This is a genomic window from Antarctobacter albus, from assembly GCF_900101505.1.
GTDB classification, from domain to species: Bacteria; Pseudomonadota; Alphaproteobacteria; order Rhodobacterales; family Rhodobacteraceae; genus Antarctobacter; species Antarctobacter albus.
In genome coordinates, this window is sequence record NZ_FMZI01000023.1 from 1 (window position 1) to 20446 (window position 20446).

Annotated in this window: 22 protein-coding genes; 10 read left to right on the forward strand and 12 right to left on the reverse strand. The window is 63.8% G+C overall.

Annotation, left to right across the window (positions count from 1 at the left end):
- Nucleotides 1–197 precede the first annotated feature (197 nt).
- The 3 genes from BLQ71_RS24385 to BLQ71_RS24395 all read right to left on the reverse strand — a co-directional run bounded on the left by BLQ71_RS24385 (nt 198) and on the right by BLQ71_RS24395 (nt 5150).
- Nucleotides 198–3566, reverse strand: coding sequence for a caspase family protein (locus BLQ71_RS24385; protein WP_074623593.1), 3369 nt, complete (start codon nt 3564–3566; stop codon nt 198–200).
- Between the two features lie 9 nt (nt 3567–3575).
- The gene (locus tag BLQ71_RS24390; RefSeq protein WP_074623594.1) at nt 3576–4226 is read right to left on the reverse strand and encodes an OmpA family protein; all 651 of its coding nucleotides are present in this window, start codon (nt 4224–4226) and stop codon (nt 3576–3578) included.
- 114 nt (nt 4227–4340) lie between these two features.
- The gene (locus tag BLQ71_RS24395) at nt 4341–5150 is read right to left on the reverse strand and encodes an ABC transporter permease (RefSeq protein WP_074623595.1); all 810 of its coding nucleotides are present in this window, start codon (nt 5148–5150) and stop codon (nt 4341–4343) included.
- A gap of 118 nt (nt 5151–5268) precedes the next feature.
- Here BLQ71_RS24395 and BLQ71_RS24400 point away from each other — a divergent pair, with 118 nt between their 5' ends.
- Nucleotides 5269–5862 carry a GcrA family cell cycle regulator gene (locus BLQ71_RS24400; RefSeq protein WP_074623596.1) on the forward strand — a complete coding sequence of 198 codons (594 nt, stop codon included), beginning with the start codon at nt 5269–5271 and terminating at the stop codon, nt 5860–5862.
- A gap of 29 nt (nt 5863–5891) precedes the next feature.
- On the opposite strand, the gene BLQ71_RS24405 is transcribed toward BLQ71_RS24400, so the two are convergent.
- Nucleotides 5892–6140: a hypothetical protein gene (locus BLQ71_RS24405; protein WP_043137556.1), complete on the reverse strand. Its 249-nt coding sequence runs from the start codon at nt 6138–6140 to the stop codon at nt 5892–5894.
- Nucleotides 6141–6182: 42 nt separating this feature from the next.
- Between BLQ71_RS24405 and rimO the strand changes: the two genes are divergently transcribed.
- Nucleotides 6183–7544 (forward strand): 30S ribosomal protein S12 methylthiotransferase RimO, encoded by a 1362-nt coding sequence (gene rimO / locus BLQ71_RS24410; RefSeq protein ID WP_043137553.1) that lies wholly within the window; start codon nt 6183–6185, stop codon nt 7542–7544.
- A gap of 57 nt (nt 7545–7601) precedes the next feature.
- Here the strand turns inward: rimO and BLQ71_RS24415 are convergent, their stop codons facing one another.
- On the reverse strand, nt 7602–8060 hold the full coding sequence (locus BLQ71_RS24415) for a hypothetical protein (protein WP_043137551.1): 459 nt from the start codon (nt 8058–8060) through the stop codon (nt 7602–7604).
- A 204-nt stretch (nt 8061–8264) separates the two neighbouring features.
- Between BLQ71_RS24415 and BLQ71_RS24420 the strand changes: the two genes are divergently transcribed.
- Nucleotides 8265–8852, forward strand: coding sequence for a thymidine kinase (locus BLQ71_RS24420; RefSeq protein ID WP_074623597.1), 588 nt, complete (start codon nt 8265–8267; stop codon nt 8850–8852).
- Nucleotides 8853–8855: 3 nt separating this feature from the next.
- On the opposite strand, the gene BLQ71_RS24425 is transcribed toward BLQ71_RS24420, so the two are convergent.
- On the reverse strand, nt 8856–9773 hold the full coding sequence (locus tag BLQ71_RS24425; RefSeq protein ID WP_074623598.1) for an MBL fold metallo-hydrolase: 918 nt from the start codon (nt 9771–9773) through the stop codon (nt 8856–8858).
- A 222-nt stretch (nt 9774–9995) separates the two neighbouring features.
- Here BLQ71_RS24425 and BLQ71_RS24430 point away from each other — a divergent pair, with 222 nt between their 5' ends.
- A complete protein-coding gene (locus tag BLQ71_RS24430; protein WP_437438250.1) occupies nt 9996–11237 on the forward strand; it encodes an MFS transporter in 1242 nt (413 codons plus the stop codon).
- Here the strand turns inward: BLQ71_RS24430 and BLQ71_RS24435 are convergent.
- Nucleotides 11201–12319: a beta-ketoacyl-ACP synthase III gene (locus BLQ71_RS24435; protein WP_074623600.1), complete on the reverse strand. Its 1119-nt coding sequence runs from the start codon at nt 12317–12319 to the stop codon at nt 11201–11203. The genes BLQ71_RS24430 and BLQ71_RS24435 overlap by 37 nt on opposite strands.
- A 100-nt stretch (nt 12320–12419) precedes the next feature.
- On the opposite strand from BLQ71_RS24435, the gene BLQ71_RS24440 reads away from it, so the two are divergent.
- Nucleotides 12420–12665 (forward strand): hypothetical protein, encoded by a 246-nt coding sequence (locus BLQ71_RS24440; protein ID WP_043137542.1) that lies wholly within the window; start codon nt 12420–12422, stop codon nt 12663–12665.
- Here the strand turns inward: BLQ71_RS24440 and BLQ71_RS24445 are convergent.
- The 4 genes from BLQ71_RS24445 to pcaQ all read right to left on the reverse strand — a co-directional run bounded on the left by BLQ71_RS24445 (nt 12662) and on the right by pcaQ (nt 15634).
- On the reverse strand, nt 12662–13003 hold the full coding sequence (locus BLQ71_RS24445) for a tRNA-binding protein (RefSeq protein WP_043137540.1): 342 nt from the start codon (nt 13001–13003) through the stop codon (nt 12662–12664). The two genes, BLQ71_RS24440 and BLQ71_RS24445, sit on opposite strands and share 4 nt — an antisense overlap.
- Nucleotides 12996–13808 carry a pyrroline-5-carboxylate reductase gene (proC, locus tag BLQ71_RS24450; protein ID WP_074623601.1) on the reverse strand — a complete coding sequence of 271 codons (813 nt, stop codon included), beginning with the start codon at nt 13806–13808 and terminating at the stop codon, nt 12996–12998. Before proC ends, BLQ71_RS24445 begins: the two co-directional genes overlap by 8 nt.
- Before the next feature lie 220 nt (nt 13809–14028).
- Nucleotides 14029–14529, reverse strand: coding sequence for a type III secretion system chaperone family protein (locus tag BLQ71_RS24455; protein ID WP_043137527.1), 501 nt, complete (start codon nt 14527–14529; stop codon nt 14029–14031).
- 181 nt (nt 14530–14710) lie between these two features.
- Nucleotides 14711–15634 (reverse strand): pca operon transcription factor PcaQ, encoded by a 924-nt coding sequence (gene pcaQ / locus BLQ71_RS24460; RefSeq protein WP_043137525.1) that lies wholly within the window; start codon nt 15632–15634, stop codon nt 14711–14713.
- 93 nt (nt 15635–15727) lie between these two features.
- Between pcaQ and pobA the strand changes: the two genes are divergently transcribed.
- From pobA to BLQ71_RS24485, 5 genes are all read left to right on the forward strand, one after another.
- Nucleotides 15728–16897, forward strand: coding sequence for a 4-hydroxybenzoate 3-monooxygenase (gene pobA / locus BLQ71_RS24465; protein ID WP_074623603.1), 1170 nt, complete (start codon nt 15728–15730; stop codon nt 16895–16897).
- Nucleotides 16898–16946: 49 nt separating this feature from the next.
- A complete protein-coding gene (gene pcaC, locus BLQ71_RS24470; protein ID WP_043137520.1) occupies nt 16947–17360 on the forward strand; it encodes a 4-carboxymuconolactone decarboxylase in 414 nt (137 codons plus the stop codon).
- 12 nt (nt 17361–17372) lie between these two features.
- Entirely contained in the window at nt 17373–18101 is a 729-nt protein-coding gene (gene pcaH, locus BLQ71_RS24475) for a protocatechuate 3,4-dioxygenase subunit beta (RefSeq protein WP_043137518.1), read from the forward strand.
- Nucleotides 18102–18162: 61 nt separating this feature from the next.
- Nucleotides 18163–18783 (forward strand): protocatechuate 3,4-dioxygenase subunit alpha, encoded by a 621-nt coding sequence (gene pcaG / locus BLQ71_RS24480; protein WP_043137516.1) that lies wholly within the window; start codon nt 18163–18165, stop codon nt 18781–18783.
- A 109-nt stretch (nt 18784–18892) separates the two neighbouring features.
- Nucleotides 18893–19723 carry a 3-oxoadipate:acetyl-CoA acetyltransferase gene (locus BLQ71_RS24485; RefSeq protein WP_043137513.1) on the forward strand — a complete coding sequence of 277 codons (831 nt, stop codon included), beginning with the start codon at nt 18893–18895 and terminating at the stop codon, nt 19721–19723.
- A 51-nt stretch (nt 19724–19774) separates the two neighbouring features.
- On the opposite strand, the gene BLQ71_RS24490 is transcribed toward BLQ71_RS24485, so the two are convergent.
- The gene (locus BLQ71_RS24490) at nt 19775–20320 is read right to left on the reverse strand and encodes a DUF3859 domain-containing protein (RefSeq protein WP_043137511.1); all 546 of its coding nucleotides are present in this window, start codon (nt 20318–20320) and stop codon (nt 19775–19777) included.
- Between the last annotated feature and the right edge of the window lie 126 nt (nt 20321–20446).

The window sequence follows — 20446 nt, forward strand, 5'->3', positions numbered from 1 at the left end:
GGTAGCTCGTCAGGCTCATAACCTGAAGGTCGTAGGTTCAAATCCTACCCCCGCAACCAAAATACCAAAAAGCCCGCCCATAAGGCGGGCTTTCGTATGTCTAATCCGACAATTCCACCACCAAGCGCTCAACCATCCAGCATCCAGCCGCTTTACCGTTGCCCCGATCTTCGGGAAAAGGCGCACCGTTCCGCACCCTAGAAAAGCACGAAATCTCCGACCATCAGGTTGCGGGCCATCCAGGGGGTTTGGCTCAGGCGGTCTATTGGCGGAACGTCCTCTTGCGCGTCCTGGACACGTGAAGACACAAGCCTCTTCGTTCCTTCGAACAGTTCGCTGAGTTCAGTCAAACCGTTTTCATTCCGATCGAAGGCACCATCCTGGATCACCTCCGCCAGGGCCTGAGCAAAGAATCCCTGTTCCGTTTCCGGATCTTCCAGCGAAAATTCACGTCCTTTCGCCGCGGCGAACACCACCAGGCCGGACGGTATCTGGTCCAGCGCTCCGCCAACGACCTGATCGTTGGTCGAAAAGAGGCCCTCACCCGCACGTCCGCTATGACAGGCGTCTATGAACAATGCGATCCGAATGTCCGTCCCCTCCAGAAGCGCGGAAACGGAAGAGAAGGGTAGAGCGGTGCCAGCGATGTCGTCGAGGCTGGTTCCCGATGCGCCGAGGTAATACCCGCCATCCAGGTCCAACCCATGCCCGGCAAAATAGAGAGCCAGCGTGTCGCCGGGCCGCGCCCTCGCGATAATCGAAGACAGTTCGGACAGGATCCGGTCTGGAGTCGCCTCTCCGTCCAACAGAACAGTTTCGGAAGCAATCCCGACTGTTGATCCGGCGCGTCCGGCCAGCGCCGATGCAACCAGACGCGCATCCGGAACCGCTGCCGTTAGATCCAATGCCGGATCCCCATAGTCGTTGACGCCAATTGACAGAATATGCAGTTGCCGCTGAGCCTCGGGCATATTGATTTCGACGCTGAATGGCACGCTGGCCACATCGTTTTCATCGGTCGCAACCAGAGTGACCCAGCGCGTGCCGGGAAACAGCTCAAAGTCGTCTTGCCAATGGTGGTCTTGACCGTCCCCCTGCAAGACATGTGTCCGCAGGCCGTCTTGAAACAAGCTCAATGTCTTGATCGGCACCGAAGCCTGAGCCTGCGCATCAAGCCGCGCCTTGGTTCCGCTGACAGTGACCGAGGCTTGCAGAACCGGCGGGGGAGTGATCCGGACCGGGTCAGGCGCTGGCAGGCCGGCCAGAACTTGTTGGGCGAGCCCGGGGACCTTTAGAAAGCCTTCGAATTGCTGGGCGGTATACTCACCGAGATGGCCGGGAAAGGTGTAGGCCACGAAGTAAGCACCTTCGGAGGTCGCATCGTAATGGCCGTTTTCTGTCCAGACGACGACCTCGTCATCCGCGTAGAGACCGGACAGAACCGTTTCCGAGTCCGACAGGCGGTTGACGAAAAAGCTACCATCCTCCTGGACCGTGACCAGGTGCCGCCCGTCTTCGGTGATCATCACGTTGTCAAAGAGATCGCCGCGCGGCAGGTCGAACTGCTTGGCGATCACCTTGCCGGTCCGCAGGTCGACCACTGCATAGCCGAGCGCCTCTTGCGAGTGCAGGATCGCCAGATCTCCAAACACTTTTAGCCGAAAGGAACAGGCGTCAATCGCATAAGGACAGATGGTCGCCGTGTTCGTACCGTCGTTGCGAAGGTCTAGGCCGGCCTCGATCCCCCAGGGTTGTTCAAATTGCGAAACGCCCCCCGAGAGGTTGGACGAAAAGAGGTAGGTTGTCGGATAGGCGAAAGCAGCCGAGCCTTCGTGGCACTGGAAGGTGGTCAGCCTGTGTTCGGCGCCTCCGGAGGACCAGCGCCAAAGAGTGTGGAAATCCCCGAGCAATTTGTCGTTGGCGGCGCTGCAGGACGTCAGGCTCATGCGCCGCCCAAAGCGAGTGACATCGACACCCGTTGCCGCGGCGATCTCGGTCCAGAATTTACGAAAAGCGTCGGTTACTCTGAGGTCGTGTAGATCCTGCGCGGCGAGACGTTCTGCAGGAGTGGCGTATTGCTTGCGGGCATCGTAGCTGGGCAGCCGCTCCTCGACGTCAATCCGTTCGACGACTTCACCTGCCACCACAGGCAGGCCAAACTCCCGAAGCCGCTTGAACATACGGTCAGCGGCCCCTGGCGCGTCTGCCCCGAAAGACCGCCACGCCAACGCGCTGCTGGACAGGCTTCGTGGAGCAATACCATCCCCGGCCACCGCTTCAAGCTTTCGCGGCGTGACAAGGTAGGGCGCCAGTGCCTCTGAGATGATCTGGTTTTCTTTCGACTGGTAGGACTGCGAGAAATGCGTCGGAAAGGCCTGCGCAATGGCCACCTCCGTGGAATAGCGCAGACCAATCCCGATAGCCGGTTCCACAACGGCTTGTTGCCGACCGATCTCTTGCAGGGCGGCGTTGCGATGCGACAGTTGAACCCGGGCACCGTCACCAAGTTCGGGCCGGAACCGGTAGGTCTCATCGCCGTCGCTCAGCCGAAAAACGGCCATTTCGTTGTAGCCTTCCGCGACAAAGGCGTTGTTTTCCAGCTCCAGCAGATAGCGGTTCTTGTTCCCGCCGCAGATACGGCAGCCATTGGTCGTGGCCTGAACCGTGCGACCCGCTGCAAAGTTGTGGAATTGCGAAAAGCCATAACCCGATAGAATCTGAAGGGCAAAGCTGTCGTCATGCGACCAGATCAGCGCGCTCCAGTCGGAGTTCACCTGGAAGCCGTCCTGGGCATCGACCACACGTTTGCCATCGACCGCGTCGTAGATCCCGGCTTCGTCCCCGCCAGGCAGAACGACGTAGCGCCCGGCGGGCGAGAAATGCGGCGCGCCGACCTTTTCCATGATCTCGGCGCCCGTGGCGGCATCGGTCAGGCGAAAGCGACCGTCGAACACTTGCAGGTGACGGGTCCCGTCGCGGTTGACCAGCGTGCTGGACGGGGCCGCCCCTGTGACCCTGTCGCGGACAACGATCACGGGCCGGCCCGCGGTTGCGATCGTGACGGTGGCGTTTCCCTGGCCGGGCGTTTCGACATGTTCGTCACAACCGCTGTGACCCAGCACCGCCCAGTCCACCTGAAGCGGCCCGGATTGCAGCGGTTCGACCGCGATGCGACCAGACTTCGCCATACCGCGCCCGTAATAGGGAATGATCGCGCGGGTTCGATCACGGTTCCATGAAATATCGAATGGTGCCTTGGCCTCCGGCAGAAGGGCATACATGCCGTCGCCCGACAGCCGCACCGGACGGTCAAACGAGACCATCAGGAAGATCGGTTCACGTTCCGGAAAGCCGGGGCGCGCCCAGTCAATGGACAGGCGCTCGCCCACGTCCAGGCCGTTGCCCGAAAGGCTGACGCGGGTTTCCCCGGCCAGGCGGTTGGTGACCTCGACACGGGCCTCGCAACTGAGGTCGGAGCGCAGGCCGTAGGCCGCGGCCTGCGCGGAAAGTGCGGGCAGGAACAAGGCCAGCGTGGCGGCCAGCATGGTCGGGGAAAAACGCGACATGGAATGTCCTCAGCTGTCCAGCAGGATGATCTGCACCCGGCGATTCACTTCGCTCTCTGGGCGCGCTGGATCCTTCAGGTCGGTCTCTCCCCGACCAGCAGAGATAAAGCGATCAGCGGAGAGGCCCGAAAGGCTTTGCAGCCGCTGCCGGACACTTTCGGCGCGGCGCTCGGACAGGTCGAGATTGTAGCTGTCAGAGCCGCGCGCATCGGTATGGCCCAAGATGACAAAGCGCTTGGTGGCGAATCGCTCATCGGTGATCGCCGTGGCTAGCGTCTGGATGTCGGGAAGCGACGTCTTCGCCGGGGTCGCGCTGTTGTAGTCAAAGAAGATTTCCACATCGACGCTGACCAGCGGGCCGGGCTTGGCGGCACCGGGCCGATCCTCTGTCCGGTCCTTGATCAACAGGCGGGGCTTCAGCCCGTTGGTGGCGGCGGGTTTGGTTCCCGGCACGCTGCCGGGGTCGATGCTGCGCCGGGTCAACTGTACGCGCGGGCCGCATTTTTCCGCGATGCCGGCCAGGCAGTCGCTCATGTCGCGGGCGCGTTCATCGGGTTCCGGGGGCAGGCGAAAGCCCTTGAGTTCGACCGATTGGGCGGCCAGCGGCGCGCCAAGGCCAATCAAAAGGGGCAGGGCAAGGTAAAGGGATTTCCGGGTCAATACGTCAGCCTCCTCACGCGCCGGAGGCCGAAACGGCCCCCGGCCCGCGTCACGTGTCAATAATCATGCCGAAAGTGTCTGACGTGACAGGAGAGTTGGCAAGTCCGCAATTCCTCAGGACTTCAGACGCGTCCCCCGGCGGAACAGCACCCATGCGGCCAGACAGGCGAACAGAGTCGCGGCCAGGGCGATGACAAAGCCCAGCGCGGGGGCCGTGTCCGACACGCCGATCACGCCCCAACGAGCGCCGTCGATCAGGTAGAAGACCGGGTTCAGATGCGTGACCTGGTACAGCCCCTTGGGCAGCGCCTCGACCGAGTAGAACGTGCCCGAGAGGAAGGCCAGCGGCGTGATGATGAAATTGGTGATCGCCGCCATCTGGTCGAACTTCTGCGAGAAGATCCCGGCAATCAGCCCCAGCGCAGACAGAAAGGCCGCGCCCAGCGTGACAAAGGCCAGCGTCACCAGCGGTGCCTGCGGCACGATGCCCAGCACGGCCCAGAACATCGCCAGCAGGGCCACCGCCACGAACAGCCCCCGCGCCGTGCCGCCGATGACATAGCCCAGCACCACTTCGCCTGCCGAAAGGGGCGGCATCAGCGTGTCGACGATATTGCCCTGCACCTTGGACACCATCAGCGAGCTGGAGGTATTGGCAAAGGCGTTCTGGATCACGGTCATCATCAGGATGCCGGGCGCGATGAAGGTGGTAAAGGCCACGCCCATGACATCACCCCGCTGGGGGCCGATGGCGATGGTGAAGACCATCAGGAACAGCCCCGCCGTGACCAGCGGCGCAAGCAGTGTCTGGGTCCAGACATTGGTGAATCGCAGGATCTCTCGCTTGCACAGGGTCCAGAACCCCAGCCAGTTCACCCGGCCGAAACGGCGGTCGCCGGGGGCGAATGTCTGTGTGTCGCTCATGGTGCCTCCAATTCTGCTCGGCGCCTTGTAACTCGGGCCGTTATGATTAGTATAGGTGCGTCACTCAATCTCTCGGCGGCCCCTTGCGTGTGGCCGCTTTTTTCGCTGGGGGAACCCGATGTCGTGGACCGATGAACGCGTTGAACTGCTCAAAAAGATGTGGTCGGAGGGCCAGTCGGCCAGCCAGATTGCCAAGGAACTGGGCGGGGTGACGCGCAACGCGGTAATCGGCAAGGTTCACCGGCTGGGCCTGTCGAACCGTGCGGGCGCCGCCCCCGCTGCCGCCGCAGAGGCCAAGCCGGAACCCAAGGCGCAGCCTGCAGCCGCCAAGGCCAAGCCGCAGCCCAAGCCGGCCCCCGCGAACAAGCCCGAACCGGCCCCCGAGGCCAAGCCGCAGCCCGCCGCCACGACCCCGGCGATCAGCCCGGCGCGCAAGCAGATCATCCCGGCCGGTCAGCCGCTGCCGCCGCAGCCCTCGACCAATGAAATCAGCCCCGAAGCCCTGGCAAAGGTGAGCGAGATCGAAAAGAAGGCCAAAAAACTGACCCTGATGGAGCTGACTGAACGGACCTGCAAATGGCCGGTCGGCGACCCGGCGACCGAGGATTTCTGGTTCTGTGGTCTGCCCGTCCAGCAAGGCAAACCCTATTGCGAGGCCCATGTGGGCGTTGCCTTTCAACCGATGAGCGCGCGCCGCGACCGTCGTAGGTGACCGGCACGGGGTCTTGTTGCCCTCACAACTCAGCCTTTGACGCCGCGTAGCCGCAAGGCCCGCGCGGCGTCGTTGCGACAGGGGGTCTTCCACCCGTAGATCCCCGAGATTTCCTCGACGGACCAGACCCCGTCACCCAGGGCGCCTTCGTCCTCGGGTGCGGCGTCGATCCAGCCCGAGAGGACATATCGGTAATGTCCGGCCGCATCGGTCTGCATCTCGACCCTTGCCCGCCTGTCGGCGCTTTCCTGCTGTTCAAGCTGTCGCCAATCCATCATCTGCCGCCTTTCCCAGTTGGCCAAGCCACGCTATGACGCGCCATGACCCAGAATCCTCCTGACCTGCGCCCCGACCTTGCCCGGGCGCGCGTGACCGAAACCGCCCGCCCCGGCCAGCCGACCATCGGCATGGTCAGCCTTGGCTGCCCCAAGGCGCTGGTCGACAGTGAACGCATCCTGACGCGGCTGCGGGCCGAGGGCTATGGCATCTCCCCCGATTATTCGGGTGCCGATGCGGTGATCGTCAACACCTGTGGGTTCCTCGACAGTGCCAAGGCCGAAAGCCTGGATGCGATTGGCGAGGCGCTGAGCGAAAACGGTCGCGTGATCGTCACCGGCTGCCTGGGGGCAGAGCCAGAATATATCACCGGCGCGCATCCCAAGGTGCTGGCCGTCACCGGCCCGCACCAGTACGAACAGGTTCTGGATGCCGTCCATGCCGCTGTGCCACCCGATCCCGACCCCTTTGTCGATCTGCTGCCCGCTTCCGGCGTCAGCCTGACGCCGCGCCATTTCAGCTATCTCAAGATTTCCGAGGGCTGCAATCACGCCTGCAAGTTCTGCGTGATCCCGGACATGCGTGGCAAGCTGGTCAGCCGCCCGGCCCGCGCGGTGCTGCGCGAGGCGGAAAAGCTGGTCGAGGCAGGGGTTCAGGAGCTGCTGGTCATCAGCCAGGACACATCCGCCTATGGCACCGACTGGAAAGACCGCGACACCAAGTTCCCGCTGCTGGACCTCGCGCGCGATCTGGGCAGCCTCGGCGCCTGGGTGCGGATGCATTACGTCTACCCGTATCCCTATGTGCGTGAGCTGATCCCGCTCATGGCCGAGGGAAAGGTGCTGCCTTACCTGGATATTCCCTTCCAGCACGCGCATCCGGACACGTTGCGCCGCATGGCGCGGCCCGCCGCCGCCACCCGAACGCTGGACGAAATTGCCGCCTGGCGCGCGATCTGCCCGGACATCACCCTGCGCTCGACCTTCATTGTCGGCTATCCCGGCGAAACCGAGGAAGAGTTCCAGACGTTGCTGGACTGGATGGACGAGGCGCAGCTGGATCGCGTGGGCTGTTTCCAGTACGAGAATGTCGCCGGCGCGCGCGCCAATGCGCTGCCCGATCACGTCCCCGAAGAGGTCAAGGCCGAGCGTTGGGCGCGTTTCATGGAAAAGGCTCAGGCGATCTCCGAAGCGAAACTCGCCGCGAAACTGGGGAGCCGGCAAGAGGTGATCGTCGACGAGGTGGACGAGGATGGCATTGCCACCTGCCGGACCAAGGCGGATGCCCCCGAGATTGACGGCAACCTGTTCATCGACGAGGGCGCGGCACATCTGCAACCGGGCCAGATCGTCACCGTCGAGGTGGATGAGACCGGCGAATACGACCTGTGGGGCCGTTTGGTCTGACTGCGCTCCGTGGTCTTGGCCGGTCCGGGCTTTCCCGGGCCGGCCAAGACGCAGATCTCAGACGGTTTCGTCTTCGAGGTGCAGTTTCATGTCGATCAGCACCTTCTGCAGCGCCAGGGTCTCCTTGAGCAGGCGCTTGGCCTCGTTGGCCGAGATCACCCCGTCCTCGATCGACTGGTTGTATTCGGCCATCAGCATGGCGAACCGCTGCGACAGGGCGATCACGTCGGAATTGACCCCGCCCGACGACTTGGCATTGCGTCGGCTTTCGTCGAATTGTAGCTGGATGCCCTTGAGCTCGGCCAGCGCGGCGGTGACATGGGGGTAAGACGCGGCTTCTTCCAGTGCGGCCACCGCATCCACCGGCATGTATCTGTCGGCATGTTCGGGATAGTCGGAATAATAGCGGCCGAGGGTTGCCTTGGATTTGCCGGTCAGCTCGCAGGCTGCCTCGATCCCGACGTCCTTGACCAGCGCCTCGATGTGTTTTTTCAGATACCGTCCGACTACTGACATTTCTCTCCTTCGCCCCGGCAAATGCTCCGGGGACAATCCAATATCCATTTCCATTATTATCCCCGTTTTGTCATGTCATGCGCAAACGCGTCGGGCGTCAAGGCAACAAGACGGGTTGACCTGACGTAATGACGTTATCCGCAGGGTTGAAACTCCGTCGGGCCGCGCTTGCCATGCCCGCGGGGCTGGGGCATGACGCCCGACATGGCCAAGCTGCACTTTCACTACTCGACGATGAACGCCGGCAAGTCGACATTGCTGTTGCAGGCGGCGCACAATTACAACGAACGCGGGATGGAAACCTATCTGCTGACTGCGGCGGTGGACGATCGTGCCGGCGCGGGCCAGATCGGATCGCGCATCGGCCTGGCACGCCCGGCGGATACTTTCGGGCAAGTGACGGATCTCTTTGCACGGATTGCGGCCCGTCTGGACAAGGGACCGGTGGCCTGCGTCTTCATCGACGAGGCCCAGTTCCTGACCCGCGAACAGGTCTGGCAACTGGCGCGAGTGGTGGATGACTTGGGCGTGCCGATCATGGCCTATGGCCTGCGGGTGGATTTCCGCGGAGAGCTCTTTCCAGGGTCGGCGGCCCTGCTGGCCCTGGCGGATGTCATGCGCGAGGTGCGCACGATCTGCCATTGCGGGCGCAAGGCGACAATGGTGATCCGGCAGGGGCCAGAGGGTGAGGTTCTGCGCGACGGCGCCCAGGTGCAGATCGGCGGCAACGAGACCTACGTCAGCCTGTGCCGGAGGCACTGGCGCGCCGCGATGGGGGATGAGGCGAGGTAGGCGTCACTCCCACTCCATCTGCTCAAAGACGGTCTGTGCATTGCGCCGGGCGAGCGCGTCGAACTGATCGAGATAGGCAAAGTCGGACTGGTCGACATCGACGGCCCCCAGGATGTCACCACCCGCGTCGATATGATCCCGGATGCCTGCCCGCAGGTTCGCCAGGTAATCCCGGGTGTCGCGCTGCGCGGTTGCCAGATCGGTCGCGGGGCCGTGCCCGGGGATCAGATGAACCGGCTCCAGCGCCTCGATTTCGGAGAAGGCGTCCAGCCAGTGGGCGCTGTCGGAAAAGGACATCACCCCCAGGACCCGCCCGACATAGACCACGTCTCCGGTAAAGACAGTACGCGTTTCGGGCAGCCAGACAAGGCTGTCGCCCGGGGTATGGGCGGGGCCGACATGCCGGATCTCGATCCGGGTGCCGCCAAGGGTCAACTCATGCGAGGCGGCAAAGATCACATCCGGTTGCGACGGTTCCGTCCCGGCCAGGCCATCGCTGCCGATCAGGGCGTCCAGCATGGTCAACTGCAGCGAGGCACGATCCTTTTGGTCGGCAAAGGCGGCGGCAGAGGTGATGACCTGCGCCCCCTGCGATTGCCAGTAGCCATTGCCGAGCCAGCGGTGGTCCTGTCCGCCGGTGTTGATGACATGTGTCACGGGCTGATCCGTCAAATTGCGCACCACGTCATGCAACGCGCTTGCCCCCTTCCAACTGCCGCCGGGATCGACCAGCACCGCCCCTTCAGAGGTCTCTATCAGACCGAAGGTGGCGTTGTTGCCCAGGTTCTGCGGGTCGCGCTGGGCTGCGGGGCCTTCGATGGACCAGACACCGGGGGCGACCTGTTGCGGTTCAAGGATCTGGGCCATCAGGCCAAGCGGCCAAAGAGCCAGGGTGGCAGCGGCTAGGGCGAGGCGGCGCATGGGGTATCCTTGGGTCGTGAACGATGGCAAATCCTAGGCGGTGCCGGGCGCGGTTGAAAAGACCACGGGCCGCGGCGCATCGTCCGGGCTGTGAGCGCCCATCTCGCCCGCCTTGGATCTTGCAGCCTGAGCTTGATTGACTAACCTGCCGCCATGTTCCGCCAGCTTCTTCCCGTCAGTGCGCTTTTGCTTGGTTCCGGCCTGTTGCTCTTTGCAGGGGGGATGCATGGTCTGATCCTGCCGGTGCGGGGGGCCGCCGAGGGGTTCGGCGCCACCGAGCTGGGCCTTCTGGGCACCGGTTGGGCCGTGGGCTATGTCGCGGGCTGTTTCTATGTGCCCCGCATCGTCGGCTCCGTGGGCCATATCCGCGCCTTCGGCGTCATGTGTGCCTTTGCGGCCATCGCGATCCTGCTGCAGGCGTTGCTGGTCACGCCCGAGTTCTGGATCCCGGTGCGGGCAGTCTCGGGGTTCTGCTTTGCCGGGGCGGCGATGATCGTGGAAAGCTGGCTGTCCGACCGGGCCTCGCCGCAGTCACGGGGGACGATCTTCGGCGTCTACACGATGGTGAACCTGGGCGCGACGACCGCCGGGCAGCTGGCCATCGCCACGGGGGATGCCAGTGGGTTCCTGTTCTTTGCCGTGGCGGCCATCGTCTACAGCCTTGCGCTGGTGCCGACGGCGCTGTCGACGTCAGAGTCCCCGGCGCCGCTGACCTCGGTGCGGCTGAACCTGCCGCTCTTGTGGCGCAACTCGCCCGTGGCGGTGGTGGCGGTGTTCCTGGTCGGGATTTCCAACGGCTCTTTCGGGACGCTGTCGGCGGTCTATGCCGACCGTGTTGGGCTGACGCTGGGGGCGCTTGCGCTTTTCGCCTCGATCCCGGTGCTGGCGGGGGCACTGTCGCAGGTGCCCATCGGTTTTGCCTCGGACCGGATGGACCGGCGCAAGGTCCTGCTGGTGGTGGCCGTGCTGGCGGTGGCGGCGGACCTGGGATTCATCCTGCTGGCGCCGCAGGACCAGATGATGAACCTGGTCCTTGTGTCCATTTTCGGCGCGGCGATCTTTGCCATGTACCCGATCATCGTGGCCCACGCGAATGACCATGCGCCCGAGGGCACCTCGATCCAGGTTTCGGGCGGGCTGTTGATGGTCTACGGGCTGGGCAATATCGCCGGGCCGCTGATCGCCGGTGTCGCCATGTCGGCGGCGGGTGCCTCGGGGCTGTTCCTGACCACGATCGTGGCGCATGTGCTGATGATCCTCTACACCGCGCTGCGCATCGTCCAGCGGGCGGCCGTGGCGGAAGAGGACAAGGGCGCGTTCCAGATGTCGGCGCCGGCCCGCGGCCTGACCCCCGAAACGGCGGCCTTGGCCGGCGGCGAGGAGGAGGCGGAAACGCTGGAAGAGGCGATGGAAGCGGAAGAAGCCGATCAGGCCCGTTCGACCAGCACCGATCCGACGGAATAGCCCGCGCCAAAGGAACAGATCACGCCCCGGTCGCCCTTGGCCATGTCCTCGGAATGCTTGGAAAAGGCGATGATCGACCCGGCGGATGAGGTATTGGCGTAATCCTGCAGGATATTGGGCTGTTCGCCCGCCTCCGGCACGCGGCCCAACACCTTTTTCCCGATGAAGTCATTCATGGTCTTGTTGGCCTGGTGCAGCCAGAGCCGCCGCAGGTCATCGGCCTGCCAGCCGTGATCGGACAGGTGGCCAAGGATGTGCGAGGACACCAGCGGCAGCACTTCCTTGAAGACCTTGCGCCCGTTCTGCATGAACTGCATGTCGCGCCGATCCTCCATCTGGTCATGGGCGCGGCGCAGGAACCCGGCGTTGTTGCGAATGTTGTTGGAAAACTGCGTGGCGCAGCGTGTGGAATGGATCAGCCAGTGATCGCCCTGCGCCTCCTCCGCCGGTTCGATCACCACCGCGGTGCAGACATCGCCAAATATGAAATGGCAGTCGCGGTCGCGCCATTCGAGGTGGCCCGAGCAGATTTCCGGGTTCACGACCAGCGCGCGGCGCGCACTGCCCGCGCGGATCATGTCGGCAGCGGCCTGGATGCCGAAGGTGGCCGAGGAACAAGCCACGTTCATGTCAAAAGCGAACCCGCCGCAATCCAGTAGCCGCTGGATCTCGATCGCAATTGCCGGGTAGGCGCGTTCGTGGTTCGAGGCGGCGCAGATCACCAGGTCGATCTCTGCCCCCTCGCGGCCCGCCATTTCCAGCGCCTTGGTGCAGGCGTCCACCGCCATTTCGGCCATGATTCCGGGAGACTCGTCCGGCCGGGCGGGCAGGCGCGGGCACATGCGGTCCGGGTCCAGCACGCCTTCCTTGTCCAGAACAAAGCGGCTTTCGATGCCCGAGGCCGAAAAGATGAAATCGGAACTGGAATGGGTCAGCGGCTCGACCTCGCCGGCGGCGATACGGCTCGCGTGATCGGCGTTCCATCGGTCGGCATAGGCGTTGAAGGCGGCGACAAGCTCGTCGTTGGATATGCTCTGATCCGGGGTGAATACCCCGTGGCCGGTGATCGCTGGCTGTGTCATGGGCGCGTCCTCCTGCCTTCGACAGGACCGCAAGCGTGGGACGAGGTCAAGGGAACCCGTGGGGGCAGGCGCGCGTTGCCTTGGTGAAAGGAGGACCGAAATGGACCGACTTGCGCTTTACCTTACCCTCATGAGCGGCAGCGGCATCGCCGGGACGCTGCTCATCGTCTTCTTCGCCTTCAACTGGTACAGCTGGACAGCGATTGCCGTCGCCGCCGGGATCGGGCTTGTGACCGCATGGCCCAGCGCGCGGATGGTGTCCAAATACATCAAGGACAACGACCCGCTGTTCCATCGGCGAGAGCCCAAGGGCATCCTGCCCGATCCAAGCGGACCCGAGCTTTAGTGCATTCTGGACCCGTTCGGCGCGGCCTGATCCGGAGCGATCAGCACGATGGCGCCGTCCGGGTCCGATACACCCAGCACCAGCACCTCGGACCGCATCGGCCCGATCTGGCGGGGCGGGAAATTGACCACCGCCATGACCTGTTTGCCGACAAGGCGTTCGGGGTCGTAATGCACGGTGATCTGGGCCGAGCTCTTCTTTTCCCCGATTTCCGGCCCGAAATCGATCCATAGCTTGATTGCCGGTTTGCGGGCCTCGGGGAACGGTTCGGCGCGGATCACGGTGCCGAGGCGAATGTCGACCTTCAGGAAATCGTCGAATGTGATCTCGTCAGCCATTGGCCAATTCCTTCGACCGCCGCGCAGCCGCCGCCACGGTGGCGCGCATGAGCGGCGGCAGGCCATCGTCCTCGTTCATCAGCACCTCCAGCCCCGCCTGCGTGGTGCCGTTGGGCGAGGTCACGTTGCGGCGCAGTTGTGCCGGATCCTCGCCCGTTTCCTGCGCAAGGGCGCCCGCGCCTGCCACGGTGGCCCGCGCCAGGGCCATCGCCAGTTCGGGGGCCAGTCCCTCGGCCTCTCCGGCCTTGGCGAGGCATTCGATCATGTGAAAGACATAGGCCGGGCCGGAGCCGCTGACGCCGGTGACGGCATCCATCTGGTCTTCGCTGTCCAGCCGTACGACCTCTCCCACCGCCGACAGAAGGTCCTCGGCGGTCTTCAGGTGTGCGTCCGTGGTCCGCGCATTGCCGATGATGGCGGTGATGCCCTTGCCCACGGCGGCGGGCGTGTTGGGCATGGCGCGCACGATGGGGACATCCCCCAGGTGCGCCTCGTAGGTGGTGATCGGTGTGCCTGCGGCGACGGAGACGAACAGCGTGTCGCCTTTGGGCAGGGTTTGCAGCGCGGGCAGCGCCTCGCCCATCATCTGCGGCTTGACGGCGATCAGCACGACGGCGGGGCTGTCGCCAAAGCCTTCGTTGATGTGGACGCCCTGTGCCTGCAGCCAGTCCGAAGGGATCGGGTCCTGGACCCGCACCGATCCGGCGGGCAATCCGCGTGCCAGCCAGCCGGCGAGCATCGCCGATCCCATCTTGCCGCATCCCAAGAGTGCCAGCCCGCGCCGGGCGAGGTCTGTATCCTGCATCACGTCCCCCTGTCTTTTTTCCCGGCGGACCCTAGGCCCGCCGGGAAAAAGGGGCAAGGTCACTTGGCCATGACCGGGATGGGTGGTGTGTGGTGCTATCGCCAATCTCTGTTTGTCTGCCTCAGGGCGATGCCAGACGCATCACGGGCGCAATGCAAAAGGGGCGTCGCCAGTGCGCCGCCCCTGGTTGTTCTGCCGGAATTCCGGTTTTCGGGGTGCCTTACGCCCGCCCGTAAGCCTCTGCAATGGCGACCTGCATGGATTCTTTTGCGCTCTTGTCGGTCCAGACCATCAACTGGAAGGCCGGGTAATAACGTTCCGAACTCATGACGGCGGCGCCGATCATCGTGTCGATCTGCTCGGCGCTGGCGACATTGCCACCGGCCAGCACCAGCCCGTACTTGTAGACCATCAGCTTGTTCTCAGGCCAGTAGCTGAAGGCGCCGGCCCAGCACTGATCGTTGATCAGGTTCAGACCTTCGTACAGTTCCGGCAACCGCGCCTCTGGCGGCTCCATCTCGAAGGTGCAGATCATCCGCAGGGTTTCATCGAAAGCGGACCAGGCCAGGGTGATCGAGTAGGTGCGCCACTGACCTTCGACCGCCATCGCGATCTGGTCGTCCGCGATGCGGTCGAAATCCCAATCGTTGAACTCGGCGATATGCTCGACAAGGTCGATCGGATGCAATTCGTCGTTGAGATACTGCTCGGACAGGGCCATAAGGACACCCCTTTGATTATAGCGCCGTGACTGGTGATTCACCCCCAGCGCTTGCTGCCTGCTCAAGGGTCTGCGGGCTATCCCCGCGCCCTTACCAGATATGGTGCCTGCCCAAATAGGGGTGTGTAAAGCGATATTTTGATGAAGACCGCATTAAGTTGTGGACGAGTTCGATTCGGCGTCAACTTGTGGGTAAAGACTCTGCTTCGTGTCTGAGTGCGCGTTCGAACAATTGGCGAGAGCGCGAGGCGGCGCTGTCGGGCCGCGTCATCAGACCTACCGGACCGGCGGTCAATCCCAGGTCCAGGGGCAGTGCGGCCAGGGCGCCATCGTCGATTTCCGGGGCCACGACGCCTTCGGAAATGAACCAGAGCATGTCCGATTGCCGAAGGAACCGCCGCCCGAAGGCACCGGAGACGCAGTCGATCCGATCATGGAAGGGCCCCAACCCCTGCGCCAGGCACCAGCGATCCACCAGAGGGCGGATCGCGGCGCCTTCGGGCGGGTAGAGCACGGGCCAGTCCACCAGGTCCTGGGGCGCCAGAACGGGCCGGGCCAGCAAGGGGTGCTGGCTGCGCACGACACAAACGACGCCCTCTTGGTATAGCTGCGTGAAACTGACCCCGGCCATGCTGTCCGGCGCCCCCATGCGCCCGATCACAAGGTCGAGCGCGCCGGATTGCAGATCGCGCGTCAGCGCCCCGTGTGCCCCGTCGCGCAGCACCAGCCGAGTTGCGGGCGACAGTTCGCGGAACCGGGCCACGACGCGCGGCATCAGGCGCACCGCGACCGAGGGCAGGGCACCCACGCGCAGCACCTCGGCGCCGCCTTCGCGCAGTTCGGCCACCCCGGATACCCCGCGCCTCAGCGCGGCGAGGCTTTGCCCGGCGAACTCCAGGAACACCTCGCCCTCGGGGGTCAGCCGCACGCCACCGCGGTCTCGCGTCATCAGCGCGGCGCCCAGGATCTCTTCGAGTTCCTTCAGCGTCTTCGACAGGGCGGGCTGGGTCAGGTTCAGCTCGGCACAGGCACCCTTGAGACTGCCTTGGCGGGCAATGGCGGTGACAGTCTCGAGGTGGCGCAGTTTGATCCGTCGGTCCAGCAAGTTACTTTCCCTTTTTGACAATTGTAGCGCTGAAAACGTCATTTTACATGGCCTATCCGTTCATTCTAGTCTTGTCGCAAAGGGGAGGACATCATGCGTACCCAAGTCTGCATTATTGGCGGCGGCCCGTCGGGCCTGCTGCTCAGTCAGTTGCTGCACAAGAAGGGCATCGACAGCGTCGTTCTGGAACGCAAGACCAAGGACTATGTCCTGGGCCGCATCCGTGCGGGCATCCTGGAAACCGGGATGGTCGAGCTGATGCGCGAGGCCGGTGTGGGCGAACGGATGGACCGTGAGTGCATTGTCCACGACGGCACCGTGATTTCCTACGGCGACGAGGAGTTCCGCATCGATTTCACCGAGCTGACCGGCAGCCATGTGGTTGTCTACGGCCAGACCGAGGTGACGCGCGACCTGTACGAAGCGCGCGAAAAGGCGGAGGGCAAGATCGTCTTCAACGTCGAGAACGTGCAGATCAAGGATGCCGACAGCGACGCACCCTATGTCACCTACGAGGTGGACGGCACGGAGGCCCGCATCGACTGCGATTTCGTGGCCGGTTGTGACGGGTTCCACGGCGTTAGCCGCCAGACCATGCCGCTGAGTGTCCGCAAGGAGTACGAAAAACTGTATCCCTTCGGCTGGCTGGGCATCCTGTCGGAAACGCCGCCGGTGCATGACGAACTGATCTATGCCAGCTCGGAGCGCGGCTTCGCTCTCTGCTCGCAGCGTAACGCCAACCTCAGCCGCTACTACATCCAGTGTTCGCTGTCGGACAGTCCGGATGACTGGACCGATGCGGCTTTCTGGGAAGAGCTCAAGCGCCGCATTCCGACAGAGGCGGCAGAGCGCCTTGTCACTGGCCCGTCGATCGAGAAGAGCATCGCGCCGCTGCGGTCCTTCGTGACCGAACCGATGCGCTGGGGGCGGTTGTTCCTCTGTGGCGATGCCGCCCATATCGTGCCGCCGACCGGGGCCAAGGGGCTGAACACCGCGGCCAGCGACATCCATTATCTCTACAACGGGCTGGTGCAATACTATCAGACCGGCGACAGCGAGGGCATCGACACCTACTCGGAAAAGGCGCTGGCCCGGATCTGGAAGGCGGAACGCTTCAGCTGGTGGATGACCACGCTGCTGCACAGGTTCCCCGACCAGAACGAATTCGATCTGAAGATCCAGCTTGCCGACATCGAGTTCCTGCGCTCCAATCGCGACGCGCAATCGGTCTTGGCGCAGAACTACATCGGGCTGCCCTACTGATTGCCCGGGTTTCGTCACGAACCCGGGTCCGGCCCGAAGGGAGGACCGCATGACCAACCGATACGAAACCGGCATGAAGGTGCGCCGCTCTGTGCTTGGCGATGCCCATGTCGACCGCGCCGAGGCGGCCAAGACACCCTTTGACGAGGCGTTCCAGACCCTCATCACCGAAGGCGCCTGGGGCACTGTCTGGGCCTCTGACGGGATCAGTGACCGCGAGCGTTCCATGCTGACGCTGGCGCTGCTGGCGGCGCTGGGCAATTTCGAAGAGATCCCCATGCACATCCGCGCCACCGCGCGGACGGGGGCCAGCAAGGCGGATGTGCTGGAAGCGTTTCAGCACGTCGCAATCTATGCCGGTGTGCCGCGCGCCAACCACGCGCTGAAGCTGGCCAAGCAGACCTATGCCGAGATGGACGGCCCTGAAACAGGGCAGGCAAACGCGCAGTCCGGGGACAAGTGAGGAGAGACCGACATGCCCGATCAAGGCGAATTCTACCAGCGGGACCGGGACTGGCACCCGCCCGCCTACGTCAAGGAATACAAGACGAGCGTCGCGCGGTCGCCGCAATATTCGCTCATCAGTCTGCAGAACTCGGTTGGTGAGATCACCGGCCCGGTCTTCGGTCATAACGACATCGACCCGATGGACCGCGACCTGATCCACAACTACGCCACGGCCGGTGAAAGCGCGATTGGCGAACGGATCATTCTGCATGGGCGGGTGCTGGACGAGAACGCGCGGCCCGTGCCCAACACGCTGGTCGAGATCTGGCAGGCCAACGCGGGCGGGCGCTATCGTCACAAGAAGGACACCTACCTCGCGCCCATCGACCCCAATTTCGGTGGCTGCGGGCGCACGATCACGGACGAGAACGGCTATTACTATTTCCGCACCGTGAAACCCGGCGCCTATCCCTGGCGCAACTACGTCAACAGCTGGCGCCCGGCGCATATCCACGTCTCGGTCTTCGGCTCGGGCTTTGTCCAGCGGCTGATTTCACAGATCTACTTTGAGGGCGACCCGCTGATCCCGCTCTGTCCCATCGTCAAGAGCATCCCCAACCAAGAGGCGATCAACAGCCTGGTGGCGGCGCTGGACATGAATTCGACCATTCCGCTGGACACCATCGCCTACAAGTTCGACATCGTCCTGCGCGGGCGTCGCTCGACGCTGTTCGAAAACCGTCTGGAGGGGAATTGATGCATCTTCGGGAAAACTGGGAACTGGTTTTCCTCCCGGAAGATGCGTAAGGAGAATGACAATGGTACAACCGCTCAACTACCTCAAGGAAACGCCCTCGCAGACCGCCGGTCCCTATGTCCACATCGGGCTGGCGCCGGGCGCCGCAGGCTTCGACATCTACGAACGCGAACTAGGCTGGGACATCGCTGGACCGAATGCCGAGGGCGAACGCATCCGGGTAGAAGGCCTTGTGATCGACGGCACCGGATCGCCGATCAAGGATGTGCTGCTGGAGGCCTGGCAGGCCAATGCCAAGGGCATCTACGCCCATCCCGAAGGCGGCGGCGAGGTCGAGGAGGGCTTTCGCGGCTGGGGCCGGGTCATCACCGATTTCGACACCGGCGAATGGGGCTTTGACACCATCAAGCCGGGCAAGACGCCGGGCCGCAATGGCCGCATCCAGGCGCCGCACATCAACCTGTGGGTGGTGGCGCGCGGGATCAACCTGGGCCTCAACACCCGGATCTACTTCGAGGACGAGGCAGAGGCCAACGCCGAGGACCCGGTGATGAACATCATCGAATGGGAACGCCGCCGGGCCACGCTGCTGGCGAAACGGAGCGAAAAGGACGGCAAAGTCGTCTACCGCTTCGACATCCAGCTGCAAGGCCAGGACGAAACCGTCTTCTTCGACGTATGACGTGATACCCGGGCCGGGGCGGGTTTGTGCCCGGCCCGGCTTTTTCCTGTCCGAAACACTGACTATCCTGCCGTCACCACGAAAGACGCCAGCGAGGGGAGCGCCCGACATGACCAAACCCTGTATCATCTGCGTGGCCATCACCGGCTCTGTCCCGCGAAAGAAGGACAATCCGGCGGTGCCGATCTCGATCGAGGAGCAGGTCGAAAGCACGCAAGAAGCCTTCGAGGCCGGGGCCAGCATCTGCCACGCCCATGTGCGGATGGAGGACGAGACGCCGACTTCGGACCCCGAACGCTTTGGGCGACTGGTCGAGGGGCTGAAGAAACACTGCCCCGGCATGATCATCCAACTGTCGACCGGAGGACGCTCCGGTGCGGGGCAGGCGCGGGGCGGGATGCTTTCGCTGGCCCCTGACATGGCCTCGCTCTCGGTGGGGTCGAACAATTTTCCGACCCGCGTCTACGAGAACCCGCCGGACCTGGTGGATTGGCTGGCCAGTGAGATGCGCACCTACGAGATCAAGCCCGAGATCGAGGCTTTCGACCTCAGCCATATCTTCAAGGCCGCAGAGATGAACCGCGACGGGCGCATCCCGGGCAAGCTGTACGTGCAGTTCGTCATGGGCGTGAAGAACGCGATGCCCTGTGACCGCAATGTGTTCGATTACTACATCGAGACGGTCAAGCGGCTGGCACCCGACGCGGAATGGTGCGCGGCTGGCATTGGGCGGCACCAGGTCGAGGTCAACGAATGGTCCATCGCGGCGGGTGGTCACACGCGCACGGGACTGGAGGACAACGTGCGCTGGGACAAGGAAACGCTTGCGCCGTCGAACGCGGCGCTGGTCACGCGGGCCGCGGACCTTTGTGAGAAATACGAGCGCCCGGTGGCCAGCTGGCAGCAGGCGCGCGAAATCCTTGGCCTTCGAGCGGCCTGAGGGGCAAAGGGCGTGGCGGGGTAAACCCCGCCCTACGCCTGTAGGCAGGGGTCAGGAGACGACCTCGGCGGCGAAACAGGCCTGTTGAACCGCAGGAATCGTGCCCGGGGCCGTGACCTCGAAGGGCTGTTGCAGCAGCACCTTGCCGTCCCGTTCTACCTGGAACATCCACGGCCCTTCGACCAGTTCATAGTCCCGTTCGAAGGTGAAGAGGTTCAGCGAGACATCGCCGAAATTCATCGGCGTCACCCAGCGTTCGACGGTGCGCCCCTCCGGGCCCATCGGCGGATGTGTGACCACAATCGTCACCTCGGGGACGGAAGACCCGGCGGTCAGGCTGGCGCGGATGCCAAAGCTGAGCCCCATTTCCGCCGGCACCTGTACCGTCTCGACGTCGATGGGGCGGTCCTGGTCGACAAGGTTCAGAAGGCCCGACAGAGTGTCCGGCGCGGGCCGCGTGCCCTGAAGCTCGACCTCGCAGATGACGCCGAAGGCCTCCAGCGTCAGGGGCGGTTCGACAAAGGCCCCGACATCGGCAAGGGCAGGCGCCCCGACCAGCGTGGCGGCAATCAGGGGGGCAAGCGGTTTGGCGTGCATGTCGTCTTCTCCCGGGAACTGAAACCACAGTCTAACATGGGCCGAGGTTAGGCGCAGGGGCAGGATTTGCCTACCCGCACCGCCACTTGATACCGGAAAACCGCCGACGGGTGCCGGTCACGGTCG